Raw genomic sequence first — 26,603 nt, forward strand, 5'->3', positions numbered from 1 at the left:
CTCCTGCGTCGTCACGCGGTTGGTGTGCTCTTCGGGTGTGGCGGTTCGGTCGGTCAGATCACGCCGTCGGATCGGAGCGCCTCGATGGCAGCGTCGTCGAGGCCTGCGACCTCGCGGAGGACCTCGTCGGTGTGTTCACCGAGGTCCGGTCCGGTGCGGCGGACCCGCCCGGGCGATGCCGTCAGGCGGGGGGCCACGTTCTGCATGGGCACCTCGCCGAACTCGGGGTGGGCGATGCGGACGATCGCCTCGCGGGCGGCGAAGTGGGGGTCGGCCAACATGTCCTTGGCGCGGAAGATCCGGCCCGCGGGGACGGCGCCCTCGGCCAGGGCATGGAGCAGGTCGTCGGCGTCGATCGTCGACGTCCACGCCGCGATCATGTCGTCCAGGAGTGCCGCGTTGGCGCCGCGGGCGGAGTGGGTGGCGAAGCGGTCGTCAGTCGCCAGCTCGGGCTGGTCCATCACCTTGGCGAGCCGGGTGAAGACGGTGTCCTGGTTGGCGGCCACCAGGACCATCTCGCCGTCCTTGGTCGGGTAGGCGTTGGACGGAGCCACGTTGGGCAGCACCGAGCCGGTTCGTTCTCGCTGGTAGCCGGCGACCTCCCACTCGGGCAGCAACGACTCCATCAGGGCCAGCACGGCCTCGTAGATCGCGGAGTCGACCACCTGCCCGCGGCCCGTCGTGTGCCGGTGGTGCAGCGCCACGAGCGTGCCGAGGCACGCGAAGGTGGCCGCGAGGGAGTCCCCGAGGGAGATGCCAGCTCGGGCCGGTGGCTTGTCGGGGTCGCCGATGACGTGCCTGATCCCGCCCATGGCCTCGCCGATCGATCCGTACCCCGGTCGGGGGGCGTAGGGACCGGTCTGGCCGAACCCCGTCACCCGGGTCACGATGAGTCGCGGGTTGATGGCCCAGAGGTCCTCGGGGGCCTGCCCCCAGCGTTCGAGCGTGCCGGGGCGGAAGTTCTCGATCAGGATGTCCGCGTCGGCCACCAGCTTGCGGACCAGGTCCTGACCGGCTTCGGTCCGCAGGTCACACGTCACCGACCGCTTGTTGCGTGCGACCACGGGCCACCACAGCGACTTGCCGTGTGGCTTCTCCCGCCCCCACTGGCGCATCGGGTCACCGCGTCCGGGGTCCTCGACCTTGATGACGTCCGCGCCGAAGTCGCCGAGGAGCTGTCCGCAGAACGGGCCGGCCAGCAGCTGTCCGAGCTCGATGACCCGCAGGTCCTCCAGCGGCATCGGGGTGCGGTCGGTGGGCACATCGGTGGTCATGGGGTGGTGCGGCTCCGGTCGGGGATGGGGGTGGTCGTCCGCGGTCCGAGGACCGAGGCGCGGGCGTTGTAGAGGTGGCTGCGCATGACGCTCTCCGCCCACGCGCCGTCCCGGGCCCGCAGGGCGGCCACGATCTCCAGGTGGTGGGCGACCGAACGGCGGACGGCGTCGGCGTCGAATCCGCTGAGCGTGCGCAGCACCGCCACGGTGTGGAACAGGCCGTCGATCGTGGCGGCCACGGTCGAGGAGCGGCTGGCCGCTGCGAGGCCCTCGTGGAACCGGGCGTTGAGCTCGTAGACGGTGTCGAGGTCCTGCGACGGTCCCGGCAGCGCGAACAGGGCGATCTGCTCGGCGAGTGCCTCGAGGTGGTCGAGTTCGTCGTCGGTGATGCTGTCGGCGGCCCGGCGTGCCGCCATCCCCTCGACCCGGGCGCGGAGCTCGAAGATGTGCTCCAGCTCGTCGGTCGTCAGCTCGACGACACGGGCACCTCGTCGGGGGACGATCTCCACCAGGCCGTCGGCGGCGAGGCGCTGCAGCGCTTCCCGGACCGGCGTGCGGGACACCCCGAGGCGGTCGGCCAGCTCGACCTCCCCCAGCCGGTCACCCGGCCCGTAGACCCGCTGGACGATCAAGGCGCGTATCTGGTCGACGACATCCATCTTGCATACACGCAAGGGGTCGCCGGCACGCTTGTCAACCCCTAGTCGCATATCAGGCGCCTGCTGGCTTGACCGAGTGCATACAATCTTGGCGATGCCTGAACTCCATGTCGTGGAAGTCGGGCCGCGAGACGGCCTGCAGAACGAGGCGACCGTGCTGGACCCCGCCACACGCGTGGCGTTCGTGTCACGGCTGGTCGCGGCCGGTCACCGTCGGATCGAGACCGTCAGCTTCGTCCATCCCGAGCGGGTCCCGCAGATGGCGGGAGCAGAGGAGGTCATGGCGGCAGTGCCCCGGGAGGGCCCCGACGGCCGGACCGTCAGCCACATCGGCCTGGTCCTCAACGAGCGGGGCCTGGAACGGGCCGTCGACGCGGGGGTGGACGAGGTCAACCTCGTGGCCGTGACGACCGAGACCTTCAACCAGCGCAACCAGGGGGCCGGCCTCGACGCCGTGCTCGACGCGACGGCACGCATGGTGGACCGGGCGGGACAGGCCGGTGTGTCGTCCACCGTGACCGTCGCCGCGGCCTTCGGCTGCCCGTTCGAGGGCGAGGTCACCACCGACCAGGTCCTCCGCGTCGTCGAGGCCGTCCTGCCTGCTGGCCCGGACGAGATCGCGTTGGCCGACACCATCGGCGTGGGCGTTCCCGCCGACGTCCATCGCCTGGTGGGCGCCGTCCGCGACGTCACCGACGTCCCCGTGCGGGTCCACCTCCACAACACGCGCAACACCGGCTACGCCAACGCGTGGGCTGCCGTGGAGGCCGGGGTCGTCGCCATCGACGCGAGCGCGGGCGGGTTCGGTGGCTGCCCGTTCGCCCCTGCAGCGACGGGCAACATCGCGACCGAGGACCTCGTCTACCTGCTCGGCCGTTCCGGGCTCGACGTCGGCCTCGCGGTCCCGGATCTCGTCGAGCCGGCCAGCTGGATCGCCGAGGCCCTCGGGGCGGACCGCACGCCGGCGCTCCTCGGGCGCGCCGGCACGTTCCCGGGCTGATGCCCTGGATCGTCGGGACGGTCACACGACGACGCGAAGGTCCTCGAGCTCGCAGATGGGGGAGGGGTCGGCGTGCTGCTCCCAGGCGTCGGCCAGGCGGTCCACCGCGCGGGTGAGCACCAGCTCGGAGTGGCTGTAGGGAATCCGCAGGTGGTCGGAGAAGTGGCCCTGCGGTGACTGGATGCTGCCGGCAGCAAGGGCCACTCCGTGGCGAGCGGCCCGCATGGTGAGCTCCCTCGCCGAGCCGCCGGGCAGGCGGATCCACAGGCACAGGCCACCCTCGGGCGTGTCGAAGGTCCACGACGGCAACCGGTGGGCCAACGCCCGCTCCAGGGTTCGGCCGCGCTGGGCGATCATCGCCCGTCGGTCGTCGGCGAAGTCCTCACCCTCCTCCATCAGGCGGATGGCCAGCAGCTGCGAGGGGATGCTCGACCCCAGGTCGGTGAGGGCCTTGAGCCGGGCGAGCCTGCGGATCTCGGGCACCGGACCACGCACCCAGCCGACCCGCAGGCCACCCCAGATCAGCTTGGACAACGAACCGGTGTGGAGCACGCGGTGGGCGCCGGGGTAGCTGCCCAGCGGGGGCGGCGGGCGCCGGTCCCGGTAGGTGTCAGCCAGCGTGTCGTCAGCGATGACGACCAGGTCGGGGTGTTCGTCGAGCAGCGACGCCAGCCGCCGCCGCTCGCGCGCCGGCATGACGCTGCCGAGCGGGTTGTGGATGGACGGGATCAGGTACAGCAGCCGCGGACGCTCGGTCAGTACCCGTTCGATCGCATCCACGTCGGCGCCCTGCTGGCCCACGGGCACGGTCCGGAGGCGGGCGCCGGAGGCGACGAACAGGTCGATGGCACCGGTGTGGGTCAGCGCCTCGGTCACGACCTCGTCGTCGGGGCGCACGTGCAGCATGGCGATCAGGGCCAGGGCCTGCTGCGCACCGGAGGTGACCAGCACCTCACCCGGTTCGGTCGGCAGGCCGAGGGCGGTATACCGGGCGGCGATGGCCGCCCGCAGGGCCGGCAGCCCGGCGGGCACGTAGCCCTGGAGGCTGGCCGCTCGAGCCACGTCCGCACCGACGGCGTCCAGCGCACGTTGGGGCAGGCCGGGGGAGTCGTGGATCACCGCGGACCGCATGTCGAGCAGCTCACGTGGCGGGTCGAGCAGCCCGTCGAAGATCTCGTTGCGTTCGAGGCTGCGCATCAGGACGGACTCGCGTGGCGGCGGCGTCTCGGTACGGACGCTCTCGACGTAGGTGCCCGAGCCGTGGCGGCGCGTCACCAGGCGACGGTCGGCGAGCAGCTCGTAGGCGCCGGCGACGGTGGTGCGCGACACCTTCAGCTCCGTCGACAGCAGCCGCTCGGCGGGGAGTCGGGCGCCGCCCTGCACCTCACCCGCCTGCACGAGCCGTTCGATGGCCTGCGCGAGCCGTTGGTACATCGGGCCGCTGCCGTCGGGCCAGTCATGCAGCCGTTCGGCCAACCAGACGGCATCCACCTGTGAGACGAGGACCTTTGCCATGCTCGCCATCCTCGACGAGTGGACCCAACCAATCAAGTGGCCACTGTGGCTGCTGGTGGACGGGGCACCCCTGTCCGGCGGCGGGGCCGGGTAGGGTGCGCGGCCGTGCCCACCCTCTACGTGCTGCGACACGCCACCACCGGTGAGACCCGGAAGGCGTTCCCCTCGTCGTGCGGTCGGGAGGGCGAGGACGGCGGTGTGGAGCTGGACCTTCCCGGTCACCGAGCGGCCCGGTCGCTGGCGGAGCACCTGCCACGTGCCGACGTCGTCTGGTCGTCGTGGGCGACCAGGGCGGTACAGACCGCCACGCTGGCCGCCCGCGAGCCCGACACGCAGACTGACGACCTTGCCGAGGCGTCGTTCGGTGAGTGGGAGGGCCGGACCGTCGCCGACGTCGACGCCGAGACGCCCGACGTCCTGCGGGGTTGGATGGCCGACGCCGACGCCACCCCTCCCGGTGGTGAGGCCTTCGGCGACGTCAAGCAGCGGGCCCGGCGGGTGCTCGATCGTGCCGCGTCGGTGGACGGGACGGTCGTGGCCGTCTCCCACGGCGGGTTCATCCGTGCGCTCGTCACAGAAGTGCTGGGTGCGCCGAGCCGTGCAGCCTGGGGCCTGCAGCTTGCACCGGCATCGGTGACGATGCTGACCGGCGACGGGGACCCCGACCACTGGCAGCTGACAGTGGTCGGCTGGCGGCCCACCCTGCCGGAGGCACTTGGATGACGGCCGAGCTGATCCTCGTCATCGGGGGGACGCGGTCCGGGAAGAGCGTGGTGGCCGAACGACTGGCGGCCGAACCCGGGGACACCGTGACCTATGTCGCCACCGGCACGGTGACCGATCCGGAAATGGATCATCGGGTCGCAGCGCACCGTGCGCGTCGGCCGTCGACGTGGACGACCGTGGAGACCGCCGATGTCGCCGCGGCCATCGCCGAGGCGTCCGGCACGGTGCTCGTGGACTCGGTGGGCACCTGGGTGCAGGCCCGCATGGATGCGGAGGACCTGTGGGAGGACGGTGACCTCGACGGGGTCGTGTCCGAGGCGGGGTCGTGGGCGGACGGGGCGACGGGGCGCGTGGTCGTCGTCGCCGAGCAGGTCGGTGGCGGCGTCGTGGCGACCGGACGGGGGACCCGGCGGTGGATCGACACCGTCGGCGCGCTCACCCAGACGCTGTCGGCCGTTGCCGATCGGGTCGTGCTGGTCGTGGCGGGACGCATGGTCGACCTGCCCGCGGCGCCTGTGGATCCTCCTGTCGGACCGGAGGCGGCGGAACCCGGGGCAGACGGGGTGGTCCCACCTCACGGCGACGTGGTCGCACCTCACAGCGACAACGCCGGGGATGATGCGGGGGTCGGCGCTCCTGCCGGTGAGCGGATGCTCGCGGCCCACGGCGACACCATGGTCCCCGAGGGGGCGCTGGACTTCGCCGTCAACGTCTGGGGCGACCGGCCCCCGGCCCACATCCGCCGAGCGCTTGGCGACGCCGCCGTCGGGCGCTACCCCAACCTCGACGAGACCCGAGACGTCGTCGCCGGCCACACCGGACTGACCCGCGACCACGTGGTGCTGCTGGCCGGGGCCGCCGAGGCGTTCTGGCTGGTCCCGCATGCGCTGCGTCCGACACACGCCGCCATCGTGCATCCCACGTTCACCGCCCCGGAAGCGGCCCTGCGTGCGTGTGACGTACGGATCACCCGTGTGCCCCGCGATGCCGCCAACGGGTGGGCGCTGCGACCCGACCGGGTGCCCGACGACGCCGACCTTGTCGTGGTGGGCAACCCCAACAACCCCACCGGCACGCTGGACGAACCGTCGGCGATCGTGTCGCTCTGCCGGCCCGGGCGGATCGTCCTGGTCGACGAGGCCTTCATGGACTTCGTCACCGACAACCGCTCGTCGCTGACCGGCCGGGTCGACATGCCGGGGCTGGTCGTGGTGCGGTCGGTGACCAAGCTGTGGGCCGTTCCGGGCGTGCGTGCCGGGTGGCTCGTCGCCGACCCGTCCATCGCCGAGCGGTTGCGCGCGCATCAGCAGCCCTGGCCCGTGTCGACAGCGGCGCTCGGTGTCATCAGCGCGTCGTTGTCGGAGGAGTCGTGGCGGCTGGACACCGCAGCCGGCATCGCCCGGCGACGGACGGCGATGGTGCGTCGGCTGGAGCGGATCCCCGGCGTGACCGTCCACGATGGCGCGGCGAACTTCGTGCTCGTCGAGGTAGACGGTGGCCCTGCCGTCCACCGTGCGCTGCTGGCCCGTGGGATCGCCGTCCGCCCCTCCACCTTTCCCCTGCTGCCCCCGCGTTGCCTGCGTGTCGCTGTCCGCGACGCAGCGGCCACCGAGCAGCTCGCCCAGACCCTCGAGGAGATCCTGTGACCGCCGCCGATCGTGTTCGAGCCCTCGTCGATGCCGTGGGGGAGGTGGACGAGGGTGCCCGAGCGGGTGCCGTCGCCCGCTGGGACGCCCTGGCCAAGCCGCCGGGCAGCCTCGGACGGGTGGAGGCCGTCGGGGCGCGGCTGGCGGCGATGGCGGGGGAGGAGGTGCCGCCCGTCCCGGCTTCGCCCGGCCTCATCGTGTGCGCCGCCGACCACGGGGTGCATGCGCAGGGGGTGACCCCGTGGCCGCAGGCGATCACCACGGCGATGGTCGAGGTCATCGCCGACGGCAAGGCGTCGTGCAGCGCGCTGGCCCGGACCGTCGGCGCGTCGGTCGTGACGCTGGATGTCGGCTGTGCGGTCGAACCCCGTCCGCGGGAGGGGCTGACGTCGGCGCGTGTGGCGGCGGGGACCGCTGACCTGTCGGTCGGGCCGGCGATGACGGCGGACGAGGTCGTGCTGGCCGTACTGGCGGGGGCCACCGCGGCAGGGCAGATGCTGGACGACGGGGTCGACCTGCTCGTGCTCGGTGACATGGGGCTGTCCAACACGACAGCATCCGCGGCGCTGATCGCGGCGTTCACCGGTGCGTCGGCGGAGGAGGTCACCGGTGCGGGTGCGGGCGCGGATGCCGACACCCTTGCGCGCAAGCAGTCGATCGTGAGGGGTGCCGTCGGGCGGTTGCCGTCGGGGGCTGCGCCGCTTGAGGTGCTTGCCGCTGTGGGCGGGCTCGAGCATGCAGCGCTGGTCGGCGCGATCTTGGTGGGGGCGGGCCGTCGGGTGCCGGTGCTGCTGGACGGGGTGATCACGGATGCCGCGGCACTGTGCGCGGCGGCCCTCGCGCCTGCGTGCGTCGGCTACATGATCGCCGGCCACCTGTCGACGGAGCCGGGTGCGGGAGTGGCCCTTCGCCACCTCGAGCTGGACGCGCTGCTTGACCTGGACCTGCGGCTGGGGGAGGGGACCGGCGCCTTGCTGGCCGTCCCGATCGTGCAGGCCGCGGCGCGTGCACTCGCCGAGACCGCGCTGATCAGTGAGCTGACCCCGGGCTAGAGGCGGCCCTCCGCGAAACAGGCCGCGTAGGCGTCTGCTTCGCTGACGTCCGGGTCGGCGGTCATCACGCCGATGGCGCAGGCTCGGTAGGCCCTGAGCTCGGAGTAGTCGCCGCGGCTGGACTCGGGGGCGAAGGTGCCGGAGGTCCGGAGGGAGTCGTTGGTGCAGTTCAGGCCGTCCTCGTCCTGAACGCAACCGAGGACTCCGTCATCCATTGCGCACCCGCTCGTAAGGAGGACCAGGAGGAGGAGTAGTAGTCCTGTGAGGCGGGACATGACAGAGATGTTCACGACGGTCCTTCTTCGGAGGGGCAACGACGGACTGCGAGCGGTGGCGGACACCCCGCGCCTCCCGCCGGATCGCGAGACTAGCGGTCCGAAGTGCATGGGTTTCGGTGGCCAGGATTCCTTGAGAAGTTGTCCCCAGATCCCCGCCAGCGGGGCCTGAGTGTCACACCTAACTCGTACACTTGTTCGTATGAAGGTCGAGCTGGATCGAGCGCCGGGTGGAGGGTCCTCCACCGGTGTCGGTGTGCTCGATCCGTTCGACTCGGCTGTCTCGTTGCTGCGCGAGGTCGACCGGCTGATGGCCCGGTTGCTGCGCTGCATCCAGCAGGCCGGTGGGGTGTCCAGGGATGGCCTGCCCGCCCGTCGACTGATCGGCCTCGCCGCCGACGTGACCGGTGCCGAAGCCGCATTCCTCGAGCGGTGTGTGCAGACGCTGTCGGCGATGCCCGAGACCTGGCAGGCCTTCGACCAGGGCTGCCTGTCGTGGTCACAGGTCCGCGCCATCGTCATGGCGACTCGTGACCTGTCCGTCGCCCAACGACAGACCCTCGACGACCAGCTCGCCGCCGCCGTCGGTACCGCCCGCGACGTCGAACCCGACCGGATCGGCGAGATCACCGCCGACCTCGCCTGGCGCATCGACCGCACAGCCGTCGACACGGCCGCAGCGACCGCACCCGACCATGCCTCGGCGGTCTGCCAGCCCTCCTTCGACGGCTGGGGCGACTGGTACATCCACGCCGACCCCGAGCTCAACGCCGTCCTCGGCCAGGCCATGAACGCCGCCGCCAACCGACCCACATCCGCACAGGCACCCGCAGGCCACGACCACCACCTCGACAACCCCAACGACGCGGTTGGCGACGACGACCTGACCGCCGACGTGTCAGACGACGACGTTGCCCGCGATGACGAGGGCACGCCGATCCCCAAGACGTACCGGGACACCCGACCACGACGGGTCCAGCTCGCCGAAGGGCTGTACCGGGCCCTGAGCGAGTGGCTCGCCACCCCCGCCCCCGGACGGCCAGCCCGACCCCGACTGTCGGCCATCGTCGACGTCAAGGACCTCCTCGACGACCCCGACAGTCACGGCCCGGATGGCCGGGCGACGGCGCAGTTGTTGTGGCAGACCGCCGGCGGATCCACCCGCATCAGCCAGGTCACCGCCCAGGCTTGGGCGTGTGACGCCACCATGGTGCCGATCATCACCGACGGCACGTTGGTGATGGCCGCCGGACGGGGTGACACGCCGGTCACCAAACCCCTGCGTGATGCCCTTGATGCCAGGGATCAGGGCTGCCGGTTCCCGGGCTGTCGTGCGCCGGCACGGTGGACCGATGCCCACCATGTGATCCCACGGCCCGGCCCGACCGACACCACCAACATGGTGCTGCTGTGTCGCCGCTGCCACCTGCGGGTCCATGCCCCCGGCTGGACCCAGACCCTCCAGCCCGACGGCACCTACATCGTCACCCACGGCCGCACCCGCCTGGTCTCCCGACCGCCGCTGCGACCGACCCAAGCAAGACCGAGCTGACCCGCACCCCACCCGACCAGGTGGGGCCACAGCCATGGGAAGAGTGGGGAGAGGTCGCTCAGGCCCCTCCTTCAGCTGCGAACGGCCGTGTATGGACCCCCTACCGCGGGGGCAGGTCCGGCCTGGTCAGCATCGGCGCGGTGCCGACGTCGGGCAGCTCCGGTGGGCCCTGGTCCTCCAGCGCCTCAAGGGCCAGGTCGATGGCGGTGTCCAGCTGGGGGTCGAGGCCGGCGGCCGCGTCGTGGGGGGCGATCTCGACCGGGTGGGTCGGGTCCGTCCCGTAGTTCTCCACGCCGAAGCCGACGTCGTCGAACCAGAAGGCGAAGCCGGGCTGGGTGGTCACGGTCCCGTCGACGCTGGGGTTGCGGGGCTGGATGCCGATCACGCCACCCCACGTCCGGGTCCCGACGACCGGACCCAGCTCCAGCCGCTTCCATGCATGGGTGAAGATGTCGCCATCCGACCCGCACCGCTCGTTGGTCACCGCCACGAGCGGGCCCGCGGGGGCGTGGTGGGGATAGGGCTCCAGCGCCCCCGTCCGGCGCAGCTGGTAGCCGATCCGCCGCCCGCTCAGCGTCTCCAGGATCAACGACGAGACGTTCCCGCCACCGTTGAACCGCACGTCGACGACCAGCGCCTCGCAGTGCATGGTCGCCAGGTACTGGTCGGTGAACTCCGCGTACCCCCCCGCGCCCATGTCGGGGATGTGGACGTACCCGATCCGCCCATCGGACCGCTCGGCCACCCGCGCCCGGTTCCCGGCCACCCAGTCGGCGTACCGCAGGGGCGTCTCCGCCGACAGCGGACGCACGCGTACCGTCCGCTCGTCGGGATCGGCCACCCGCAACGACACCTCCTTGCCCGCCCGGTTGACCAGCAGGCTCGCCGGCGACGTGGACTCGTCGACGGGCACGCCGTCGACCGCGAGCAGCCGCGCGCCCTCCGACACCCGCACACCCGGCGCCCGCAGGGGCATCCGCCGCGACCGGTCCGTGGGGTCACCGACGAGCACTCGACCGACGGTCCACCCCTCCTCGCCGAACTCGACGTCCGCGCCCAGGTGCCCGAGCGGCGCCTGGGGCGCTGAGGGGTGGTCGCCGCCGCGTTCGTAGGCGTGCCCGGTCCCGAGCTCGCCGAGCATCTCCCAGATCAGGTCCGACAGCTCGGCCCGGGTGGCGATGCGATCGACCAACGACAGGTAGCGGTCACGAACCGCATCCCAGTCGACCCCCGACATCTCGGCGTGCCAGAACAGCTCGCGCTGCAGCCGCCACGCCTCGGCCAGGATCTGACGCCACTCCGCGGGCGGCGACACCTCGACCGACAACCGTCCCAGCTGCAGCCAGCCCGACACGCGCGGCGGCCCGTCGGATCCCGGTCCCTCGGGCGGCTTCACGCCAGCCCGCACGGCCCGCAGGCGACGCTTCACCGAGTAGACCAGCGTCGACCGGTCCTCCGATACCGCGTAGGACGACACCGACGGGATCTGCACCTCGTGCTTGCCGGTCATCAGGTCCAGCACCTCGAGCTGGGCCATCGGCGGCCGGTCGTTCGGCGGCCGGGGCACCAGCGGCTGGGGACGCAACGGCATGCCCATCGCCATGACCTTGCCGCGCAGCCCCGTGACCGCGCGGTACCGGCCGGTGGGGAACGGCAGCGTCACGACACGCTCCGACAACCCCTCGACGTCCAGGCGCATCGGCGGCGGCGTCTTCTTGTCGTCGGTCTTCAGGCCGAGCGGGTCCGTCGGGTCCTGGTCACCGGCGCCCGGGTCATCAGCCCCGGATTCCTCCGAGCCGACCGCATCCGGATCTCTGTCGCCCTGTCCAGCGTCATCGGGATCAGACGGGCCATCGGGCGCAGAAGGATCGTCTGGGTCCACCGGCGGCACCGGCGTGGGCTCGTCCTCGTCGGACCCTCGAGCGGGGGAGGGGAGGGGCGGGGGCTTCGGGCGCTTCTTGCCGCCGGGACGCTGACCGGGCGCATGGGGGTCGTGGTCCATCGGCGCCTGACCGTCCTCGGTCAGCACGGCCGCGACGACCAGGTCGGGCATGGGGAACCCGTGGTCGAACCGCACCCCGTCGGGCACGGGCGACAGGCGGGTGCTCGCGATCCAGTACAGGAACTTGCCGGAGGGGTCCCAGGCGGGCGCACGGTTGGCGTGCCGTCCCTCGGCCACGACCGCCTCGGTGCCGTCCTCGCGATGCCAGATCCGGATCGACGCGGTGTACCAGTTGCTCTCCCGGTGCGACCAGGCCAGCCAGCGCCCGTCGGGCGACCAGCGCGGGTGGTCCACGCCGTACACCGACGACGCCACCTCGGTCACCGAACCATCCGACAGGTCGACGACACGCAGGCGACCGCCCTGGTCGACCAGGGCCACCAGGTCATCCAGCGGCGAGACGACCAGGTCCAGCGGCACCCCCACCTCGACGTCGTCGAACCGGGTCACCGTCCCGTCGGGCGCGTGGACCTCCAGCCGCTCCTCGCCGTCGGTGTCGGCCAGCAGCACCAGCCGCTCGCCGTCGGGCAGCCAGTCGACCAGCCGGTGGTTCACGCCGTCCCGGGCGCCGTGCTGCACGACGGGCCCGTCGTAGAGCGGCATGGAGAACGGGCGGCCCCGCACCCGCATGGCGACGTGGGTGCCCTTGGGGTGGACGGCGTAGGACTGCAGCCAGCGCGACGGGTCGACGAAGCGACGCGACCGCTCGGTACGGGGCGAGCCCAGCCGCAGGTCGACGCGCTCGGGGCCGGCATCGGCGAACGGATCCAGCCGCCACACGTCCCCACCGGCGGTGTAGACGATCGTCGTGCCGTCGGTATGGGCGAAGCGGGCGTAGAAGTCGTGGTGGTCGGTGTGGCGACGCAGGTCACCGCCGTCGAGGTCGCACGAGTGGATGTTGCCGACGCCGTCGTGGTCGGAGACGAACCAGACCCGATCACCGATCAGCATGGGGGAGGAGATGTCGCCCGACAGGTCGGGCAGCAGCCGCTCGAAGGTCCCGGACCCGTCACCGTCCAGCCACAGGTGGCCGGCGGTGCCGCCGCGGTACCGCTTCCAGCGCCCCTGGTTGGTGGTGTTCCGCCCGAGCAGCACCCGACCGTCGTCACCGAAGGCCACCTCGTGGGCAGTGCCCCAACCCAGCGGACGGGGCTCGGGCGCGCCGTCGCCGCCGACCTCCATCAGCTGGCTGTCGCGAACGAACGGCAGGCGGGCGTTGGTCGCCAGGACCAGCCGGTCCTCGCCACGCCAGGCCCGAGGCACGCTGATGCTGGCGCCGAGGTGGGTCCAGCGGTCGTGCGGCCCGCCCTCCAGCGGCATCCGGTAGACCTCGGGGTGGCTCTCCTCCCGCGAGGTGAAGGCCAGCCAGGTCCCGTCCGGCGAGGGCAGGGGGTGGCTTGCCGCCGTGCGCCCGTCGGTCACCCGATGGGCACGACCTCCGCCGAGGTCGGCGATCCAGATGTCGTCGTCGGCAACGACCAGCAGGGTGTCGCCGTGAACGGCCGGGTGACGGAGGTAGTCAGCGGGGGCAACCATGTCGCAGGACAGTAGCCCCCCGACCCCCGGCGGTCATCGTCGGGCCTGCTGTCCCTCCAGCGCCTCGGCCTGATAGGCGTCCCGGACGGCGTCGTCAGTGTTGGCCATCACGTCGTGTCCGCCCAGCGCACGGGTGAGGAAGTCGCGGGCCACCGACGGCAGGCCGGCGGTCAGCATGCGGATGGGCTCGAGGATCCAGGGCACCATCGCCTCGTTCCTGCGACCCCGCACGACCCGCACCACGGCGGCGGCGACGTCCTCGGGCTCCACGGAGGGGATCATGCTGGACCCGAGTCCCGCGCCCAGGCGGGTGTTGACGACGTTGGGCATGATCGCCGACACCTGGATGCCGTGCGGGCGCAGCTCGGCCCGCAGCGAATCGGTGATCCCGACCACGGCGTGCTTGGTGCCGGCGTAGGTGACCAGCCGGGCGATCGCCACCTTGCCGGCGGCCGAGGCGATGTTGACGATGTGGCCCTGCCCGCGGTCGGCCATGACACGACCGGCGGCCTTGGCTCCCAGCAGCACGCCGCGGACGTTGACGTCGATCTGCAGGTCGGTGGCCCGGTCGTCCTCCTTGAGGAAGTCCCCGACGACCATGATCCCGGCGTTGTTGACCATCACGTCCAGCGGACCGAACGCCTGCTCGGTGGACCGGACGAAGGCCTCCATCGACGCCGGGACGGTCACGTCCAGCTCGAAGGCGACGGCCCGGTCACCGAGCTCCTTGGCGGTGGCCTGTGCCAGCTCGAGGTCCAGGTCACCGATCGCGACCGACATGCCCTCGGCCACGAAGGCCTCGGCGATGGCCTTCCCGATCCCGCGGGCGCCACCGGTGATGGCGGCGACCTTGCCCTTCAGCTCGACGGTCATGACGTGGTGCTCCTCGGCTCGACGATGCGGCGCCGGTGCGACGCCGCCGGCGATAACCTATCGCCGTTAACCAAGTGGCGGAAGGGGGCACTCCGGGAACGACGAAACCGCCGACCATGGGTCGGCGGTCATCGAGGGCGCGGGGCGCTGCAGCCCCTCAGCCGAGTCCTACCAGGAGGACTTGGTGATGCCCGGGAGCTCGCCCTTGTGGGCCAGCTCGCGGAAGGTCACGCGGGAGAGGCCGGCGAAGCCGATGTGACCACGCGGGCGACCGTTGAGGCGGTCACGGTTGCGCAGGCGCACCGGGCTGCCGTTCACCTTCATCGCGTTGAGGGTGTCACGGGCGACCAGCTTCTCCTCGAACGGGGTGTCCGGGTTGCTGATGATGGCCTTGAGCTCGGCGCGGCGCTCGGCCTGCTGAGCGACCATCTGCTGGCGCTGGATGTTCCTTGCGATCTTGCTCTTCTTGGCCACGACTGTGTCTTTCGACGAGGGTGTGCGGTGGTGAGGACTTTCCGATGATGCCGTACAGCGAGGACGCTGGGGCGCAGGCAGCACGATGGGCCGCGCAACGGCGGATGGAGAGTGTACGCGTCGGCCGGAATCCGTGCCAGCCGTATCATCGGCCGCGTGTCAGCCACCACCCACACCGCCCCGACCACCAGCACGTCCCGCCTGGACCGTGCCGTCACCGCCATGGAGGCCGCCGGCGTCCGCGCGCTGCTGATCGGCCCCGGCGCCGACCTGCGCCACCTGATCGGCTACGACACCCACCCGCTGGAGCGGATGACCCTCCTCGTCGCTGCTGCCGACGGCAACCACCTGCTGGTGGTTCCCGAGCTGGAGCGTGCCCGGGCCGAGGCCGCTGGCGTCGGTGTGCCGGTGCACGGCTTCGGCGAGACCGACGATCCCTTCGCGCTGGTTGCGGCGCACCTCGACGGTGGCCGCGCTGACGAGGCGATCGGCGTCGGTGACCAGCTGTGGGCGCGGTTCGTGCTCGGCCTGCAGGACGCCATGCCGGGGGCGACGTGGACACCTGCCTCGGCGGTGACCCGCCAGGTCCGCATGGCCAAGACCCCGGAGGAGGTCGCCGGGCTGCGTGCGGCCGGACGGGCGATCGATGCGGTCCATGCCCAGGTGCCCGGACTGCTGCGGCCCGGCCGGACCGAGGACGAGGTCGGCCGCGACATCGCCGAGGCGATGCTGGCCGCCGGCCACGACGCCATCGACTTCGTCATCGTCGGCAGCGGCCCCAACGGCGCATCCCCCCACCACGAGACATCCGATCGCGTCATCCAGGCCGGCGACGCGGTCGTCGTCGACATCGGCGGGCCCGTCGATGGGTGGTTCAGCGACTGCACCCGGTGCTACGTCGTCGGCGAGGAACCCGAGGGGTATGCCGAGGCGTATGCGGTCCTCAAGGCGGCCCAGCAGGCCGCTGTCGACCACGTCAGGCCGGGCGTCACCGCCGAGTCCGTCGACCGGGCCGCGCGACAGGTCATCACCGACGCCGGTTACGGCGAGGCGTTCATCCACCGGACCGGACACGGCATCGGCCTGGAGGTCCACGAGGAGCCCTACATCGTGGAGGGCAACGACCTGGTCCTGACCGAGGGCATGACGTTCTCCATCGAACCGGGGATCTACCTCGAGGGCCGCTTCGGGATGCGCCTGGAGGACATCGTCGCGGTCACCGCCGACGGGGTGGAGCGGCTCAACGCCGCCGACCACGACCGGGTCATGGTCCCCCTCAACCCGTGAGCGACGCCGAGCTCGAGACCGCACCGGAGGACTTGCGCGCCAGCGCCGACCGTCGGGTCCTCCGCCGTGCTGCCCTCGCCGGGACGATCGCCTTCGTGGCCACCGCCGTGGTGGTCCTCGGGCTGAACGCCGCGTTCGGCGGGGACGGGCAGGGCGCCCTGGTGTGGTTCATGGCCGCCATCGTCGTCGGGCTGCTCGTCTGGTCCGGCTGGTTGGTGCTGGTCCTGCTCCTCGACGTCATCGCCGGTACGGTGCCCGGCCGACGACGACTGGTCTGGACCGCGGTGGCGTTCGTCCTTGCCTTCGTCAGCCCGATCCTGCCTGCAGCCGCGCTGCAGGCCGCCGCAGGGAGCTGATCGCCAGATGCCCAAGTGTTCATCGTGTGGCACGACCTTCGAGGTCGACACCGAGCTGACCGGCCGGTTTCCCGGCTGGACCCCCAAGGAGTGCTCGGCCTGCTGGAAGAAGGGCAGGAAGGGGTCGGGCGGCGGCAGGACGCGCGGCGGCTCCAGGGGCGGGGGAGGAGGCGGCCGCAGGGGCACCCTCAACGAGGAGAACCTGACCACCGCCGAGGTCCTGGCCAAGTACACCGACGGCCCCACCGAGGGTGTGTTCACCGACGGCAGCTCCAGCCCCAACCCGGGCCCGGGCGGTTGGGGTGCCGTCTACGTCGTCGACGGCGAGGTCGTGGACCGGGCACACGGGCACGACCCCGCCACCACCAACAACCGGATGGAGCTGGCCGCGCTGAAGGCGGGCATCGAGCTGGTCCCCGAGGGCACACCGGCGGTCCTGTACACCGACTCCCGCCTGGCCGTGGACACCCTGACCAAGTGGGCCAAGGGGTGGGAGGCCAAGGGGTGGAAACGCAAGGGCGGGGAGATCAAGAACCTCGACCTGATCAAGCCGCTGTACCGCCTCGTCAGCGAGCGGCCCGAGGTCGAGATCCGTTGGATCGCGGCGCATTCGGGCAACCGGTGGAACGAATACGCCGACTCCCTGTCGACCGCCTGGCTGCGGGACGAGGTGTGACGGAACACTGTCGACGCACCCGCCTCCCGGGCGTTCTGCGTCACATCCCGTAGTCTTGACCACGATGGTTGGCGACGAACCGTTGCTGCTGGTCGGTGCTGACGTCGTCACGCTCGACGACGCGAGACCCCACGCCAGCGCCCTGCTCGTCAAGCGACGTCGGATCGCTTGGCTCGGCGCGGTGGAGGACATCCCGACGGTCCCCGGCGTGCGCCGGATCGACCTGACGGGTGCCACGGTGATGCCGGCGTTCGTCAACGCCCACAGCCACCTCACCAACGTCGGCCTGGCGCTGAACGCCATGGACCTGTCGATCGCCGATTCCCTGTCGGACTGCCTCGGCGCGGTCGAGGCCATCGCCACCGTGACACCCCACCGCGTGATCTGGGCCGGCGGATGGGACGAGACGAAGTGGCCCGAACATCGCGCCCCGTCCGCTGACGACCTCGCCCGCGCCGGTGACGACCGACCCGTCATGCTCGTGCGTGCCGACGGCCACTGCGTCGTGGTGGACCGCACGTCGCTGTCGGCCCTGCCGATCGCCCGGTCCCGCGGTGTCGAACGAGGCCCCGACGGTCGGCCGACCGGCCTGCTGCGCCAGGAAGCCGCACAGGTGGCGCAGCGCTGGTTCAGCGCCGAGATGCCCGAAGGCGTCCTGTCCGAGGCCCGGGCCTCCGCCGCGGAACACCTGGTCACCCTCGGCGTGGCAAGCGTCCACGAGATGGGCGGCCCCCACCGGATGGGCCCCGCCGACTTCGACGCGTGGCTGCAGGGCAAGTGGCCGATCGAGGTCATCCCCTACTGGGGCGACCTCGACCTGGAGTTCGTGGTCGAACGAGGGCTGCGTCGCGTGGGCGGCTCGTTGCTGCTCGACGGCACCATCGGCAGCCACAGCGCCGCGCTCGTGGAGCCCTACGTCGACCGTGCCGGTTCGGGGCAGCTGTACCGCGACTCCGCGGAGCTCACCGAGTTCGCGCTCGAGGCGACCCGACGCGGGATCCAGGTGGCGCTGCACGCCATCGGCGACCGAGCCGTGGCCCAGGCCATCGAGGTGCTCGAGAAGGTCGCGGCCGAGGTCGGTGTCGCCCAGCTGCGACGGTTGGCCCACCGGATCGAGTACGCCGCCCTCATCCAGCCCGAGCAGATGATCCGGTTGGCGCGTCTCGGGGTCGTGGTGGTCATCCAGCCCGCGACCGACCTGAGCCTCGGGGTCGACGGCGGCGCCTACGAGCTGCGACTCGGTACCGAACGCGCCAGGTCGTCCAACCCCCTGAGCTCGCTGGCATCCCACGGCATCCCGCTTGCGTTCGGCTCGGACAGCGTGGTCAACCTGGACCCCTGGCGATCCGTCGACGCGGCGGCCGAACCCCGGGTCGGCCTGCCCGCCCTCGAACGCCAGATGGGTATCCGTGCCGCCACCCTCGGGGGACGCACCGCCGCACATCAGGCCAACGTCGGTGTGCTGCGGCCGGGCCAACGCGCGGACCTGGCCGCCTTCGAGCACCCCGACGACGCCGAACGACGTCGCTGCATCCTGACGATGGTCGCCGGCCGCCCGGTGTTCGAGGACGGACGGGTCCATGTCTGAACCCCAGTCCCTGCACCCGCCCGACCCGAGCCGCGCGGACGCGGCCCTCGCGGTCCTCGTCGGCGTCACGCCGGACATCGCCGTGGTGGCTGCTCGACGGGTCCAGGCGGACTGGCCGGGGCTCGGCCTGCTCGTCGCCGGCGCACTTGCCGCTGCCCGTTGGGGAGTGGACCTCGTACCGGCGATCCAGCGGCTGGCCGAGGACGAGCCCCTGCGGGGCACCACCAGTGACTACGAGGTGCGCTTCGCCGTCGAGGAAGCAAGCGACGACCTCGACCGCGCCCTCGACCGGCTGGCCGCCGGCATGTGGGATGGCGAGGAGGGCGAGGCGATCCTCCTGCCGCCACGTGACGCCGAGATCGCGGCTGCCACGATCGCGATCGAAGGGCGAAGGGCCTGGCAGCTGGACGTAGGGACCCCGCCGGAGTCCAGCGCGCGGGTGGCCGCGCTCGCCACCCGCCTGGGCGCCCGACTGGTCACCGACGGTCATGATCCTGTCGCCCAGGCGACAGGACCGCTGGACGGCGACGAAACCACGGTCCTCGTTGGGTGGGACCGGCTGCTCCGCACCTGACCGATCGGCACGCCGAAGGTGAACGGGAGAATTCGGACGAAACGCACGGATTTGCCGTCGAGGTTCCACGGATCATCGAAAGTGCAGGTCAGCCGACATTCGGCTCAGAAACTGCAGGCTTGACGAGCATCGGGTGGCGTCCTAACGTCTGGCGAACGAGATCAAGGAGAAGGCGTCCGCTGGACACGTTGGGTGTGACGAGGTGGGGCAACGGGTGAAGGGGAACTTCACCCGGTCTTGTCCCGCCTCCCAAGGTGCCAACGACGGCACATGTGTACGGACCGCAACCGCACCGCCGGTTCGGTCCCCAGCCCGGGCGACCATGATCGATTGATCGGAAGGGAAGAGCGACACAGTAGAGAACGGCGGATTGGAGTTCGTCACGACAATCCGGTGGTGCCACCTGTCGCCCATCCCTCAACCGCAGCCGGCCCCGAACGCACAGCGTTCGGGGCCGGCGCCTGTTCGGGGCGAGACATCGCAGCCGTGACATCGCACCGCGACATTGCACGGAGACGTTGCACCGGGGCGCTCGAACCGCTACACATGCGCCCGCTTCGGTGACCCGCACGTGTGCGGACGGCTCGACGGGCTACCCTGCCGGTCCCTCGCCACAGCGGCACCCATCCCCGACCCATGGAGGCCCGCGTTGACAGACCGCGACCTCGAGTCCACAGCAGCCGACGACCTCGACGACGACCTCGAGGACGACGACGACCTCGATGGTGACGATGACCTCGATGGTGACGACGACCTCGACGACCTGGCAGACGACATCGCCGACGACGACGAGATCTACGACGCCGACGACGACACCGATGATGCCGACGACGACGACGTCGATGACGACGATGATGACGACGACACGGAGGACGACGTCGTCGAAGAAGAGGACGACGACGCCGACGACCTCGACGACGAGCTCGACGAGCTCCTCGAAGAGGACGAGGAGGTCCAGCCACTCGACGTCGAAGGCGTCGAGGACAGCAAGAAGGGCGCAAAGCCTCGCCGCAAGGTCGAGCTGATCAGCGAGGACGAGTTCACGTGTCGGTCCTGCTTCCTCGTCAAGAAGCCCTCGCAGCTCGCGGATCGCGACGAGATGCTCTGCTTCGACTGCGTGTGATCCTCACGACCCAGCACCCCCACGACCCCGTCGGCACGTGAGGCCCGTCCCGCCAGTCGTCCAGCGCCTCCTGATGGCCCTGGCGGGCGGATCGATGTTGTTCGCGGGCCATCCCCCCATCGACGCGGGGTGGCTCGGCTACGTGGCGCTCGTGCCCCTCGTGGCCCTCTCGCGGAACCTGTCGACACACCAACGTCCGTTCCGCGCGGGCCTCGGCTGGGGAACCCTCGCCGGGCTCGTCGCCTTCGGGCCCCTGCTGTACTGGCTGCTGCCGTTCGGGGTGGCCGCGTTCGGGCTGCTCGTCGTCATCCAGTCCATGTGGCTGGGCCTGTTCGTCGGGCTCGGCGCCGTGTACGGCGAACGGCTCTGGCGTCCCGCGGTCCTCGTGGCGCTGTGGGTCGGCATCGAGGCTGCCCGGGGCGTCTGGCCCCTGGGGGGCTTCGGGTGGGGCAGTCTCGGCTACACCCAGCACGCCGGAGGACCGCTGCTGGGCGTCGCTCGGACGCTCGGGGTCCACGGGGTGTCCCTCGCCCTCGCGGCGATCGCCGTGGCCGCGGAGGAGGCCATCAGGACCGGTCGCGCGGTCTGGCCTGCTGCACGGAAGGCCGAGATACCGGCCGAACACCTCTTCGGTGCCATCCGCACGCCGTTGCTGACCGTGCTCGGGGTCCTGTCCCTGGCCGTCCTCCTGACCGGCGAGGCCCCCGAGCCGACCGGCGGGACCGTCGAGGTGGGGATCGCCCAGGCCGGTGACACCCGCGCCACGGCTGCGGCTGGGGTCAACCGGCTCGACAGCGATCGCATCCAACGCGTGGCCGAGCTGGCCCTGCAGGCGACCCAGCCGTTCGCCGCTGACCCACCGGACCTGGTGATCTGGCCCGAGAACTCCCTGGACATCGACATCCGCACCCCCCGCGGCGAGCCGATCGCGGACCTGCTGGCCGCAGGACTGGAGGCCGTCGCGCCCACCCCCATCCTGGCGGGGGAGTACATCGGCGGGCCACAGCCGAACACCCTCTTCAACCGCATGACGGTGTTCACCGAGGAGGGAGAGGGCGCGAGCTACGTCAAGCGCAAGCCCGTCCCGTTCGGTGAGTACGTCCCGGCTCGGAGTCTCTTGGACTGGTTCCCGCCCCTCGAGCAGATCCCCAACGACACCCTGCCCGGTGCCGAGGCCCAGGTCCTCGAGGTCGCCGGCGCCCACATCGGAGGGGTGATCTGCTTCGAGAACATCTTCCCCGGCCTGGTCCGTGACCAGGTCCTGGCCGGTGCCGACCTGGTCGTCGTAAGCACCAACAACTCCTCCTTCGGCGACACGCCCATGTCGGCGCAGCACCTCGCGTTCAGCACGCTTCGCGCCGTGGAGACCGGCCGTTGGGTCGTGCACGCCGGCATCTCCGGGATCAGCGCCTTCATCTCTCCGGAGGGAGAGGTCCTGCAGCGCACCGAGCTGTTCGAGCCGGCCTCGCCCCGCATGGAGGTGCCCCTGCTCGACGGGACGACCATGGCCATGCGCCTGGGCAGCCTGGTGCCGGGGCTGGCCCAGATGATGGCCGTCGCCGCCATGGCGCTGGTGCTCGGGGAGCGCGTCCGTGCCCGAAGGACCGGGACCACCGAGGACGACTGACACGGCTCGGTCGTGACGCCGGGTCCGGGTGGTTGGTGAACGTCCCCGCAACGAGCAACGGCACCCCATCGGGGTGCCGTTGATCAGGTCTGCGGTGTGGCCGGCGCTAGCCCTTGGCGTAGCGGCGGTTGTAGCGGTCAACACGACCCGCGGTGTCGACCATCTTCATCTTGCCCGTGTAGTACGGGTGGCTCGCGGCAGAGATGTCGACCTTCTTCAACGGATAGGTCGTGCCGTCCAGCTCGATGGTGTCGCTGGTCTCGATGGTGGACCGGGTGATGAAGGTCCAGCCGTTGGCGCCGGTGTCCTGGAAGACGACCGGCCGGTACTCGGGGTGGATGTCAGCCTTCATGCCTACTTCTCTTCCTTGAAGTCCACGTGCTTGCGGACCACCGGGTCGTACTTCTTCATGGTGATGCGCTCGCGCTGGGTGCTCTTGTTCTTGGTGGTCATGTAGGTGAAGCCGGTGCCCGCGGAGGAGCGCAGCTTGACCTTGATGCGGTTGTCGTTGCGTGCCATCAGACCTTCACCCCGTTGCGGCGCATGTCAGCGACCACGGTCTCGATCCCATTCTTGGAGATCGTCTTCATCGCCTTGGTCGACAGCGTCAGCGTGACCCACCGCTTCTCGGAAGGGAGGTAGTAGCGCTTCTTCTGAAGGTTCGGCTCGAAGCGACGCTTGGTCTTCTTGTTCGAGAACGACACGTTGTTACCGGAGGTCGGGCGCTTGCCCGTTACCTGGCAGACCTTGCTCACGGCAGGGCTCCTAAAGATATTGGAGGACGAATGGCGCGGGCGGCGCGGGCACGGCTGACCGCACGCCCCATGCGCGGACGGACGAGTGTACGTCACGGGCGGGGGTGTCGGCAACCATCTGCTCCGACGGAACGGCTGCGCGTTGCTGCAAGCGTGCCATGCCGCCGGCAGATCCACACGGACCTTCCGCACGAGGCCGTCCGCAGCCGCCCCCCGTACCGGCCCGCTGCGCCTAGAAGACGGCCCTGAACAGCAGGACGACCCCCACGACGGCCAGGACGAGCACCAGCACGACCAGCGCGATGGCGGCAAGGATCGTCGTGGCGACCAGGCGTTGGCTGTCCTTGGTGGTCCGTTCGGGCTGCAGCGCCTGGCTGGCCAGGACGCGGGAGTTCCGCTCGTTGGCCTTGAACACGAAATCGAACACCGTGCCCAGCACCGGGATGGTGCCGACGAGCGCGTCGACGCCGGCGATGCCCATCATCCGGCCAACGGTGACCGGGCGGGCGCCCGCGTGGATCGCCTGGACGATGAGGCCCACGGACAGCACCAGGCCGGCGCTGCTCCCGATTCCGGGAACCAGGCCAAGCACGGCATCCACCCCGAACGTGCGCGACGTGCCCGGCACCGTGAACTGGCTGTCGAGCAGCTTGGCGAACCGCTGGACCCGTGCAAGGCGTTGCCTCCCCGCCGGGTCGAGACCGGCCCTGGTGGCCCAGGGGCTGGCCGGAGCGTCCGTCGTCGCGGCCGGCGACGGCTCCGGGACGTGGGGCTCGGTCGGGCCCGTCGACGGCGGCCCGTCGGCTGGGGGTGAGGTCTCGGCCATCTGACGCAGCAGCGTAACGTAGCTGCGCTCCCGCACTGACGATGATCCCCCCACCCGGCTCACTCCCGTTCGACCGGGGCAGGAAGTGCCGGCGCGTCGGGATCCCACTCGCCGGTGGTGCGGGTGACGGCGTCGGCGGTCGGCACGAGGTCGACCGGGCCCACCAGGTTGCTGAGGCCGCTCCCGACCATCACGCCCGAGATCGCGGCCACGGCAAGCACCGCCGCGACCGCCGCGACGAGGCTGACGACGGCTCGCCGTCGTTCGGCGGGCAGCTGCATCCACGCGCGAACCACGCGCGAACCAGGGGATGGAGTGGGCGAAGCGGGACTGCTCATGCCCGTTGGACGCAACTTCGTCTCCGAAGTTGCGCCACGGGACCAGATTGCTCGAAATGCCCCAGATGGCGTGGATCGGGCGAGCCGTAACCGGTTGGGCGTCGGACCCGCGTCGAGCCGCTACACTGCCCTCTCTCCTGGCCCCGTCATCTAGCTGGCCTAGGATACCGGCCTTTCAAGCCGGCGGCGCGGGTTCGAATCCCGTCGGGGCTACCACTCATAATCGCAGGTCAGAGCCATACTGCTCGACGAGCACATACTACGACTCCTTCGTGCCACCTATGTGCCATACGGTATGTGGCATGAACGATGTCGTTGCCGTTCTGATTGCGTTCCTCGGCGTCATGGCAACTGGCGCCGCTGCATTCGCGGCTGCACGGACGGCCAAGGCCGCGGAACGCAGCCTCACGTACGCCCAGACTGCAGCGAAAGCGAGCGAAAACCTCATAAATGAGATGCGGCGCGACCGTAACCTTGCTCGGGAGGCATTGGACGTTGCACGCGAGAGCCTCGATGTCGCCGCGCACTCGCTGGACGTGGCCAACGAGCAACTCCGATGGGCACGACTGGCACCCAGCGTCGATGCTGCCGGCGAACTGATTAAGAGTCTGGCCAAGATCAGCGAGCGGATTCTTGAGTTGCCCGACACCCTGAGCCCAGGGTCGGTCCAAGTTCGAACGCAGCCAATCCATGACGCTCGCAACGCATGGATGCTTCACCGTGGTCAGTATGTGGGCCGACTCCAAGAGCCAGCCCTTCGTGCGGATGTTCATCGGTTCACGGATCTGCTCTCCCATGTGATGGTCGGTCGGCAAGCGCTGCTCGAAAGGGTCGCCAACGGTTCGGTTTCGGGGGCTCAAGACCGCTTACGAGGCCTGATCCAGGTGCTGTCAGCGCAACTTGCGGCACACGTTCGGGGCGAAGACGTGACCGCGACTGCCCTACCAGCGCATGAGGATCACGTGGATTTCTGGACACTTTCGTCCACAGAGCATTCTGACAGGTTCGGGTCGAGCACGAATTGACGGTTGGGGTACCTACCCTCTGCCTCACCAAGGAGTATCTCCGGTGGGCTGACCGCCGCGTCCCTGAGTTCCGCGTGGAGCGCGACCCGGCTCAGCGGTGTCGCCTTCACGCAGCGCTGACAGACCAGATGGCTCGGCTCGCCTGCGACTCGATGCGGCGGAGTCGGTCAAACACGATTCCGTCCCACCTTGGCCAACCCTTTCCAAGCCGGGCTCTGGGCCCGCTGCCAAACCGCGCTCGATCCCCGCCACGACCGCGGCAAGGTCGGGGACCCACCCCTCGCCGATTCTCTCGCCGAACTCTCCGCCTCCGACCCCACGACGGAGGCCAGCTTGGACCTGGCTCCGTCGCAGTCGGCTTGTCACACCCACCCGGTACCTTGTCACCATGGGGGAAGAGCTCGCACGACAGGACGAGGCGTTGCGGCCCGTGCGACACGTTCTACAGTCGACGAGCAATTTCATCACCAACTTTCTGGAATTGACCAAGCGCCCAACGGACGACTCTCCGGCCGGTATCGCTTCACCAACGATGGAGGGGTTTGCCACCGAATGGATCGGCCAACCAGCCGTGTTCACCTACTCCGCTGGCACGATGCCGTTGGTCGTCGCCAATCAGCACCTCGGCGCACTCGCTGACCTCATGCATCCCCCGCTCAAGCCGTTGGTGGACAAAGGTTTGATTCGTGTCGTGCTGGACAACGCCGCACGTGCTTGGTGGCTCTGGGACCCCGGAATCGACCCAAGAGAACGGCACCGCAGGGCGCTCAATGAGCGCATCTACAGCCTTCGTGAGGCTGCCAAATTGGCGCGCGAGTTGGGCGTTGACGACGGGGCGGAGGCGGGCGTGGAGGAGGTATACCGCCATGCGCGCGCCAACGGGTACGAAGCGAAGCAGTTTGTGGGCTCCGGAAGGCCAACGGCCACGGATCTCATTAGGAAAATGAATGCCGGTAGTCGCCAACCGGCCGCGATGGCCTACTACCGATCCGGCTCAGCGATCATCCATGGCGTTGCCTGGGGCTTCATGCAAGTCTCCGAGGTCCGCCCCGTCGGTAGAGGCGGCGTCTATCGTGTCGATGCACGCCCCAGAGGGGTGCAGGACGTAGCGCTGGACAGCGCTCTCGCCGTGCAGGTGCTCTTCGATGCCATGGCTCGACGGAATACGACGTTAGGTGCTGATCCGAGAATATGGGACAACTGGGTTGAGGGGGCCAAGCGGAACCTCGGGAAGCACCTATCCCGACCCCGCACCTGATGTCATTGGAGTTCGCTCCCTGGGCAGGTCGGTCAACTCCGCCCCCCGGGGCCCCCTTGTCGCCCCACTCCGCAACGATGCCGGAAACTGGTCGCGCATGACCGACTCGTCCTTTCCGCCGACCGTGTCGGCCTCACGTCGATGATCGGCACCAGTGCCGGGCATAGCACGTACATCGTCACCGCCTCCTCGAAGTCGTCGGCGTCGCGCTCAAGCGACAGCGTCTCGGGCCCGATCTACTCAGCCAGCACCCGGGCCGCGTCGCCAGTCTGGTCTGTACGTCCCCGAAGTGGCGGTCGCCGAATTCCTCGACGTCGACGGGGGGTGGGCGTGGAAGGGGGTCGTACCAGTGCTGATGGCATGACCTCCTAACTCATGGCTGGCCCCGGAGCCGCTGCACGCTTCCCGGGGCGTTGATTTCAACGGCCACCAGGTCCGCGGGCCAGAACTTCTGCCATAGGCATCGGGTCAAAGGCGGCAAATCTCAGGGTCTCCCGGACACCACTATGGCGCGTCTGCGAAGGCCAGAAGGGAGTAACCGCAGGTCAGCGGCCGGTACAGCGGATCTTTCAAGCCGGCGGCGCGG

The 26,603-nt window shown here is 70.4% G+C and carries 26 protein-coding genes and 1 tRNA gene; 15 read left to right on the forward strand and 12 right to left on the reverse strand.

The features are described from left to right. Positions 1-53: 53 nt before the first annotated feature. Both DVS28_RS12790 and DVS28_RS29970 read right to left on the reverse strand, forming a co-directional pair. Positions 54-1,274 (reverse strand): CaiB/BaiF CoA transferase family protein, encoded by a 1,221-nt coding sequence (locus DVS28_RS12790; RefSeq protein ID WP_114591789.1) that lies wholly within the window; start codon positions 1,272-1,274, stop codon positions 54-56. Then, positions 1,271-1,933: a GntR family transcriptional regulator gene (locus tag DVS28_RS29970; protein ID WP_114591790.1), complete on the reverse strand. Its 663-nt coding sequence runs from the start codon at positions 1,931-1,933 to the stop codon at positions 1,271-1,273. The genes DVS28_RS12790 and DVS28_RS29970 overlap by 4 nt, the downstream gene beginning before the upstream one ends. Positions 1,934-2,027: 94 nt before the next feature. Here DVS28_RS29970 and DVS28_RS12800 point away from each other — a divergent pair, with 94 nt between their 5' ends. Then, positions 2,028-2,933 carry a hydroxymethylglutaryl-CoA lyase gene (locus DVS28_RS12800; RefSeq protein WP_114591791.1) on the forward strand — a complete coding sequence of 302 codons (906 nt, stop codon included), beginning with the start codon at positions 2,028-2,030 and terminating at the stop codon, positions 2,931-2,933. A gap of 21 nt (positions 2,934-2,954) precedes the next feature. On the opposite strand, the gene DVS28_RS12805 is transcribed toward DVS28_RS12800, so the two are convergent. Next, positions 2,955-4,448 (reverse strand): aminotransferase-like domain-containing protein, encoded by a 1,494-nt coding sequence (locus DVS28_RS12805; protein ID WP_164710465.1) that lies wholly within the window; start codon positions 4,446-4,448, stop codon positions 2,955-2,957. Positions 4,449-4,553: 105 nt separating this feature from the next. On the opposite strand from DVS28_RS12805, the gene DVS28_RS12810 reads away from it, so the two are divergent. Genes DVS28_RS12810 through cobT form a run of 3 tightly spaced genes read left to right on the forward strand, consistent with a single transcriptional unit; the run spans position 4,554 to position 7,872 of the window. Further along, the gene (locus tag DVS28_RS12810; RefSeq protein WP_164710466.1) at positions 4,554-5,171 is read left to right on the forward strand and encodes a histidine phosphatase family protein; all 618 of its coding nucleotides are present in this window, start codon (positions 4,554-4,556) and stop codon (positions 5,169-5,171) included. Then, positions 5,168-6,820 carry a bifunctional adenosylcobinamide kinase/adenosylcobinamide-phosphate guanylyltransferase gene (locus DVS28_RS12815; RefSeq protein WP_114591794.1) on the forward strand — a complete coding sequence of 551 codons (1,653 nt, stop codon included), beginning with the start codon at positions 5,168-5,170 and terminating at the stop codon, positions 6,818-6,820. Before DVS28_RS12810 ends, DVS28_RS12815 begins: the two co-directional genes overlap by 4 nt. Beyond that, positions 6,817-7,872, forward strand: coding sequence for a nicotinate-nucleotide--dimethylbenzimidazole phosphoribosyltransferase (cobT, locus tag DVS28_RS12820; protein WP_164710467.1), 1,056 nt, complete (start codon positions 6,817-6,819; stop codon positions 7,870-7,872). The genes DVS28_RS12815 and cobT overlap by 4 nt, the downstream gene beginning before the upstream one ends. Here the strand turns inward: cobT and DVS28_RS12825 are convergent. Continuing rightward, positions 7,869-8,087, reverse strand: a complete 219-nt coding sequence (locus DVS28_RS12825; protein WP_164710468.1) for a hypothetical protein — start codon at positions 8,085-8,087, stop codon at positions 7,869-7,871. The genes cobT and DVS28_RS12825 overlap by 4 nt on opposite strands. A 262-nt stretch (positions 8,088-8,349) precedes the next feature. Between DVS28_RS12825 and DVS28_RS12830 the strand changes: the two genes are divergently transcribed. Then, positions 8,350-9,699, forward strand: a complete 1,350-nt coding sequence (locus DVS28_RS12830; RefSeq protein WP_114591797.1) for an HNH endonuclease signature motif containing protein — start codon at positions 8,350-8,352, stop codon at positions 9,697-9,699. Between the two features lie 100 nt (positions 9,700-9,799). On the opposite strand, the gene DVS28_RS29975 is transcribed toward DVS28_RS12830, so the two are convergent. From DVS28_RS29975 to rpsN, 3 genes are all read right to left on the reverse strand, one after another. Beyond that, positions 9,800-13,237 carry a S41 family peptidase gene (locus DVS28_RS29975; RefSeq protein ID WP_114591798.1) on the reverse strand — a complete coding sequence of 1,146 codons (3,438 nt, stop codon included), beginning with the start codon at positions 13,235-13,237 and terminating at the stop codon, positions 9,800-9,802. 33 nt (positions 13,238-13,270) lie between these two features. Further along, a complete protein-coding gene (locus DVS28_RS12840) occupies positions 13,271-14,110 on the reverse strand; it encodes an SDR family NAD(P)-dependent oxidoreductase (protein WP_114591799.1) in 840 nt (279 codons plus the stop codon). A gap of 168 nt (positions 14,111-14,278) precedes the next feature. Continuing rightward, positions 14,279-14,584: a 30S ribosomal protein S14 gene (gene rpsN, locus DVS28_RS12845; protein WP_114591800.1), complete on the reverse strand. Its 306-nt coding sequence runs from the start codon at positions 14,582-14,584 to the stop codon at positions 14,279-14,281. A 156-nt stretch (positions 14,585-14,740) separates the two neighbouring features. On the opposite strand from rpsN, the gene DVS28_RS12850 reads away from it, so the two are divergent. From DVS28_RS12850 to lnt, 7 genes are all read left to right on the forward strand, one after another. Next, the gene (locus DVS28_RS12850) at positions 14,741-15,871 is read left to right on the forward strand and encodes a M24 family metallopeptidase (protein WP_216826003.1); all 1,131 of its coding nucleotides are present in this window, start codon (positions 14,741-14,743) and stop codon (positions 15,869-15,871) included. Next, positions 15,868-16,227: a hypothetical protein gene (locus tag DVS28_RS12855; RefSeq protein ID WP_114591801.1), complete on the forward strand. Its 360-nt coding sequence runs from the start codon at positions 15,868-15,870 to the stop codon at positions 16,225-16,227. Before DVS28_RS12850 ends, DVS28_RS12855 begins: the two co-directional genes overlap by 4 nt. Before the next feature lie 7 nt (positions 16,228-16,234). After that, positions 16,235-16,903, forward strand: coding sequence for a ribonuclease H family protein (locus DVS28_RS12860; protein ID WP_114591802.1), 669 nt, complete (start codon positions 16,235-16,237; stop codon positions 16,901-16,903). A gap of 64 nt (positions 16,904-16,967) precedes the next feature. Beyond that, a complete protein-coding gene (locus tag DVS28_RS12865; RefSeq protein WP_114591803.1) occupies positions 16,968-18,491 on the forward strand; it encodes an amidohydrolase in 1,524 nt (507 codons plus the stop codon). Continuing rightward, positions 18,484-19,065 (forward strand): hypothetical protein, encoded by a 582-nt coding sequence (locus DVS28_RS12870; protein ID WP_114591804.1) that lies wholly within the window; start codon positions 18,484-18,486, stop codon positions 19,063-19,065. Before DVS28_RS12865 ends, DVS28_RS12870 begins: the two co-directional genes overlap by 8 nt. 649 nt (positions 19,066-19,714) lie before the next feature. Beyond that, a complete protein-coding gene (locus DVS28_RS28380; RefSeq protein WP_164710469.1) occupies positions 19,715-20,188 on the forward strand; it encodes a hypothetical protein in 474 nt (157 codons plus the stop codon). 37 nt (positions 20,189-20,225) lie between these two features. Beyond that, the gene (gene lnt, locus DVS28_RS12880; RefSeq protein ID WP_164710470.1) at positions 20,226-21,815 is read left to right on the forward strand and encodes an apolipoprotein N-acyltransferase; all 1,590 of its coding nucleotides are present in this window, start codon (positions 20,226-20,228) and stop codon (positions 21,813-21,815) included. 106 nt (positions 21,816-21,921) lie between these two features. On the opposite strand, the gene DVS28_RS12885 is transcribed toward lnt, so the two are convergent. The 5 genes from DVS28_RS12885 to DVS28_RS12905 form a co-directional block, all read right to left on the reverse strand. After that, the gene (locus tag DVS28_RS12885) at positions 21,922-22,167 is read right to left on the reverse strand and encodes a type B 50S ribosomal protein L31 (RefSeq protein WP_108666300.1); all 246 of its coding nucleotides are present in this window, start codon (positions 22,165-22,167) and stop codon (positions 21,922-21,924) included. Between the two features lie 2 nt (positions 22,168-22,169). Beyond that, on the reverse strand, positions 22,170-22,334 hold the full coding sequence (gene rpmG / locus DVS28_RS12890) for a 50S ribosomal protein L33 (RefSeq protein ID WP_114591806.1): 165 nt from the start codon (positions 22,332-22,334) through the stop codon (positions 22,170-22,172). Beyond that, positions 22,334-22,570 (reverse strand): 50S ribosomal protein L28, encoded by a 237-nt coding sequence (gene rpmB / locus DVS28_RS12895; RefSeq protein ID WP_114591807.1) that lies wholly within the window; start codon positions 22,568-22,570, stop codon positions 22,334-22,336. The genes rpmG and rpmB overlap by 1 nt, the downstream gene beginning before the upstream one ends. Positions 22,571-22,802: 232 nt before the next feature. Next, complete coding sequence (locus DVS28_RS12900) at positions 22,803-23,396, reverse strand: DUF4112 domain-containing protein (RefSeq protein WP_164710471.1); 594 nt, start codon at positions 23,394-23,396, stop codon at positions 22,803-22,805. 59 nt (positions 23,397-23,455) lie between these two features. Next, entirely contained in the window at positions 23,456-23,677 is a 222-nt protein-coding gene (locus tag DVS28_RS12905; RefSeq protein ID WP_114591809.1) for a hypothetical protein, read from the reverse strand. 196 nt (positions 23,678-23,873) lie between these two features. Here DVS28_RS12905 and DVS28_RS12910 point away from each other — a divergent pair. From DVS28_RS12910 to DVS28_RS12915, 3 genes are all read left to right on the forward strand, one after another. Continuing rightward, a tRNA-Glu gene (locus DVS28_RS12910) sits at positions 23,874-23,950 on the forward strand. Positions 23,951-24,036: 86 nt separating this feature from the next. Next, the gene (locus DVS28_RS28385) at positions 24,037-24,759 is read left to right on the forward strand and encodes a hypothetical protein (protein ID WP_164710472.1); all 723 of its coding nucleotides are present in this window, start codon (positions 24,037-24,039) and stop codon (positions 24,757-24,759) included. A 388-nt stretch (positions 24,760-25,147) separates the two neighbouring features. Further along, on the forward strand, positions 25,148-26,017 hold the full coding sequence (locus DVS28_RS12915) for a hypothetical protein (RefSeq protein WP_164710473.1): 870 nt from the start codon (positions 25,148-25,150) through the stop codon (positions 26,015-26,017). The last annotated feature ends 586 nt before the right edge of the window (positions 26,018-26,603 follow it).

Source organism: Euzebya pacifica (genome assembly GCF_003344865.1).
In the GTDB taxonomy this organism is placed as follows: Bacteria; Actinomycetota; Nitriliruptoria; order Euzebyales; family Euzebyaceae; genus Euzebya; species Euzebya pacifica.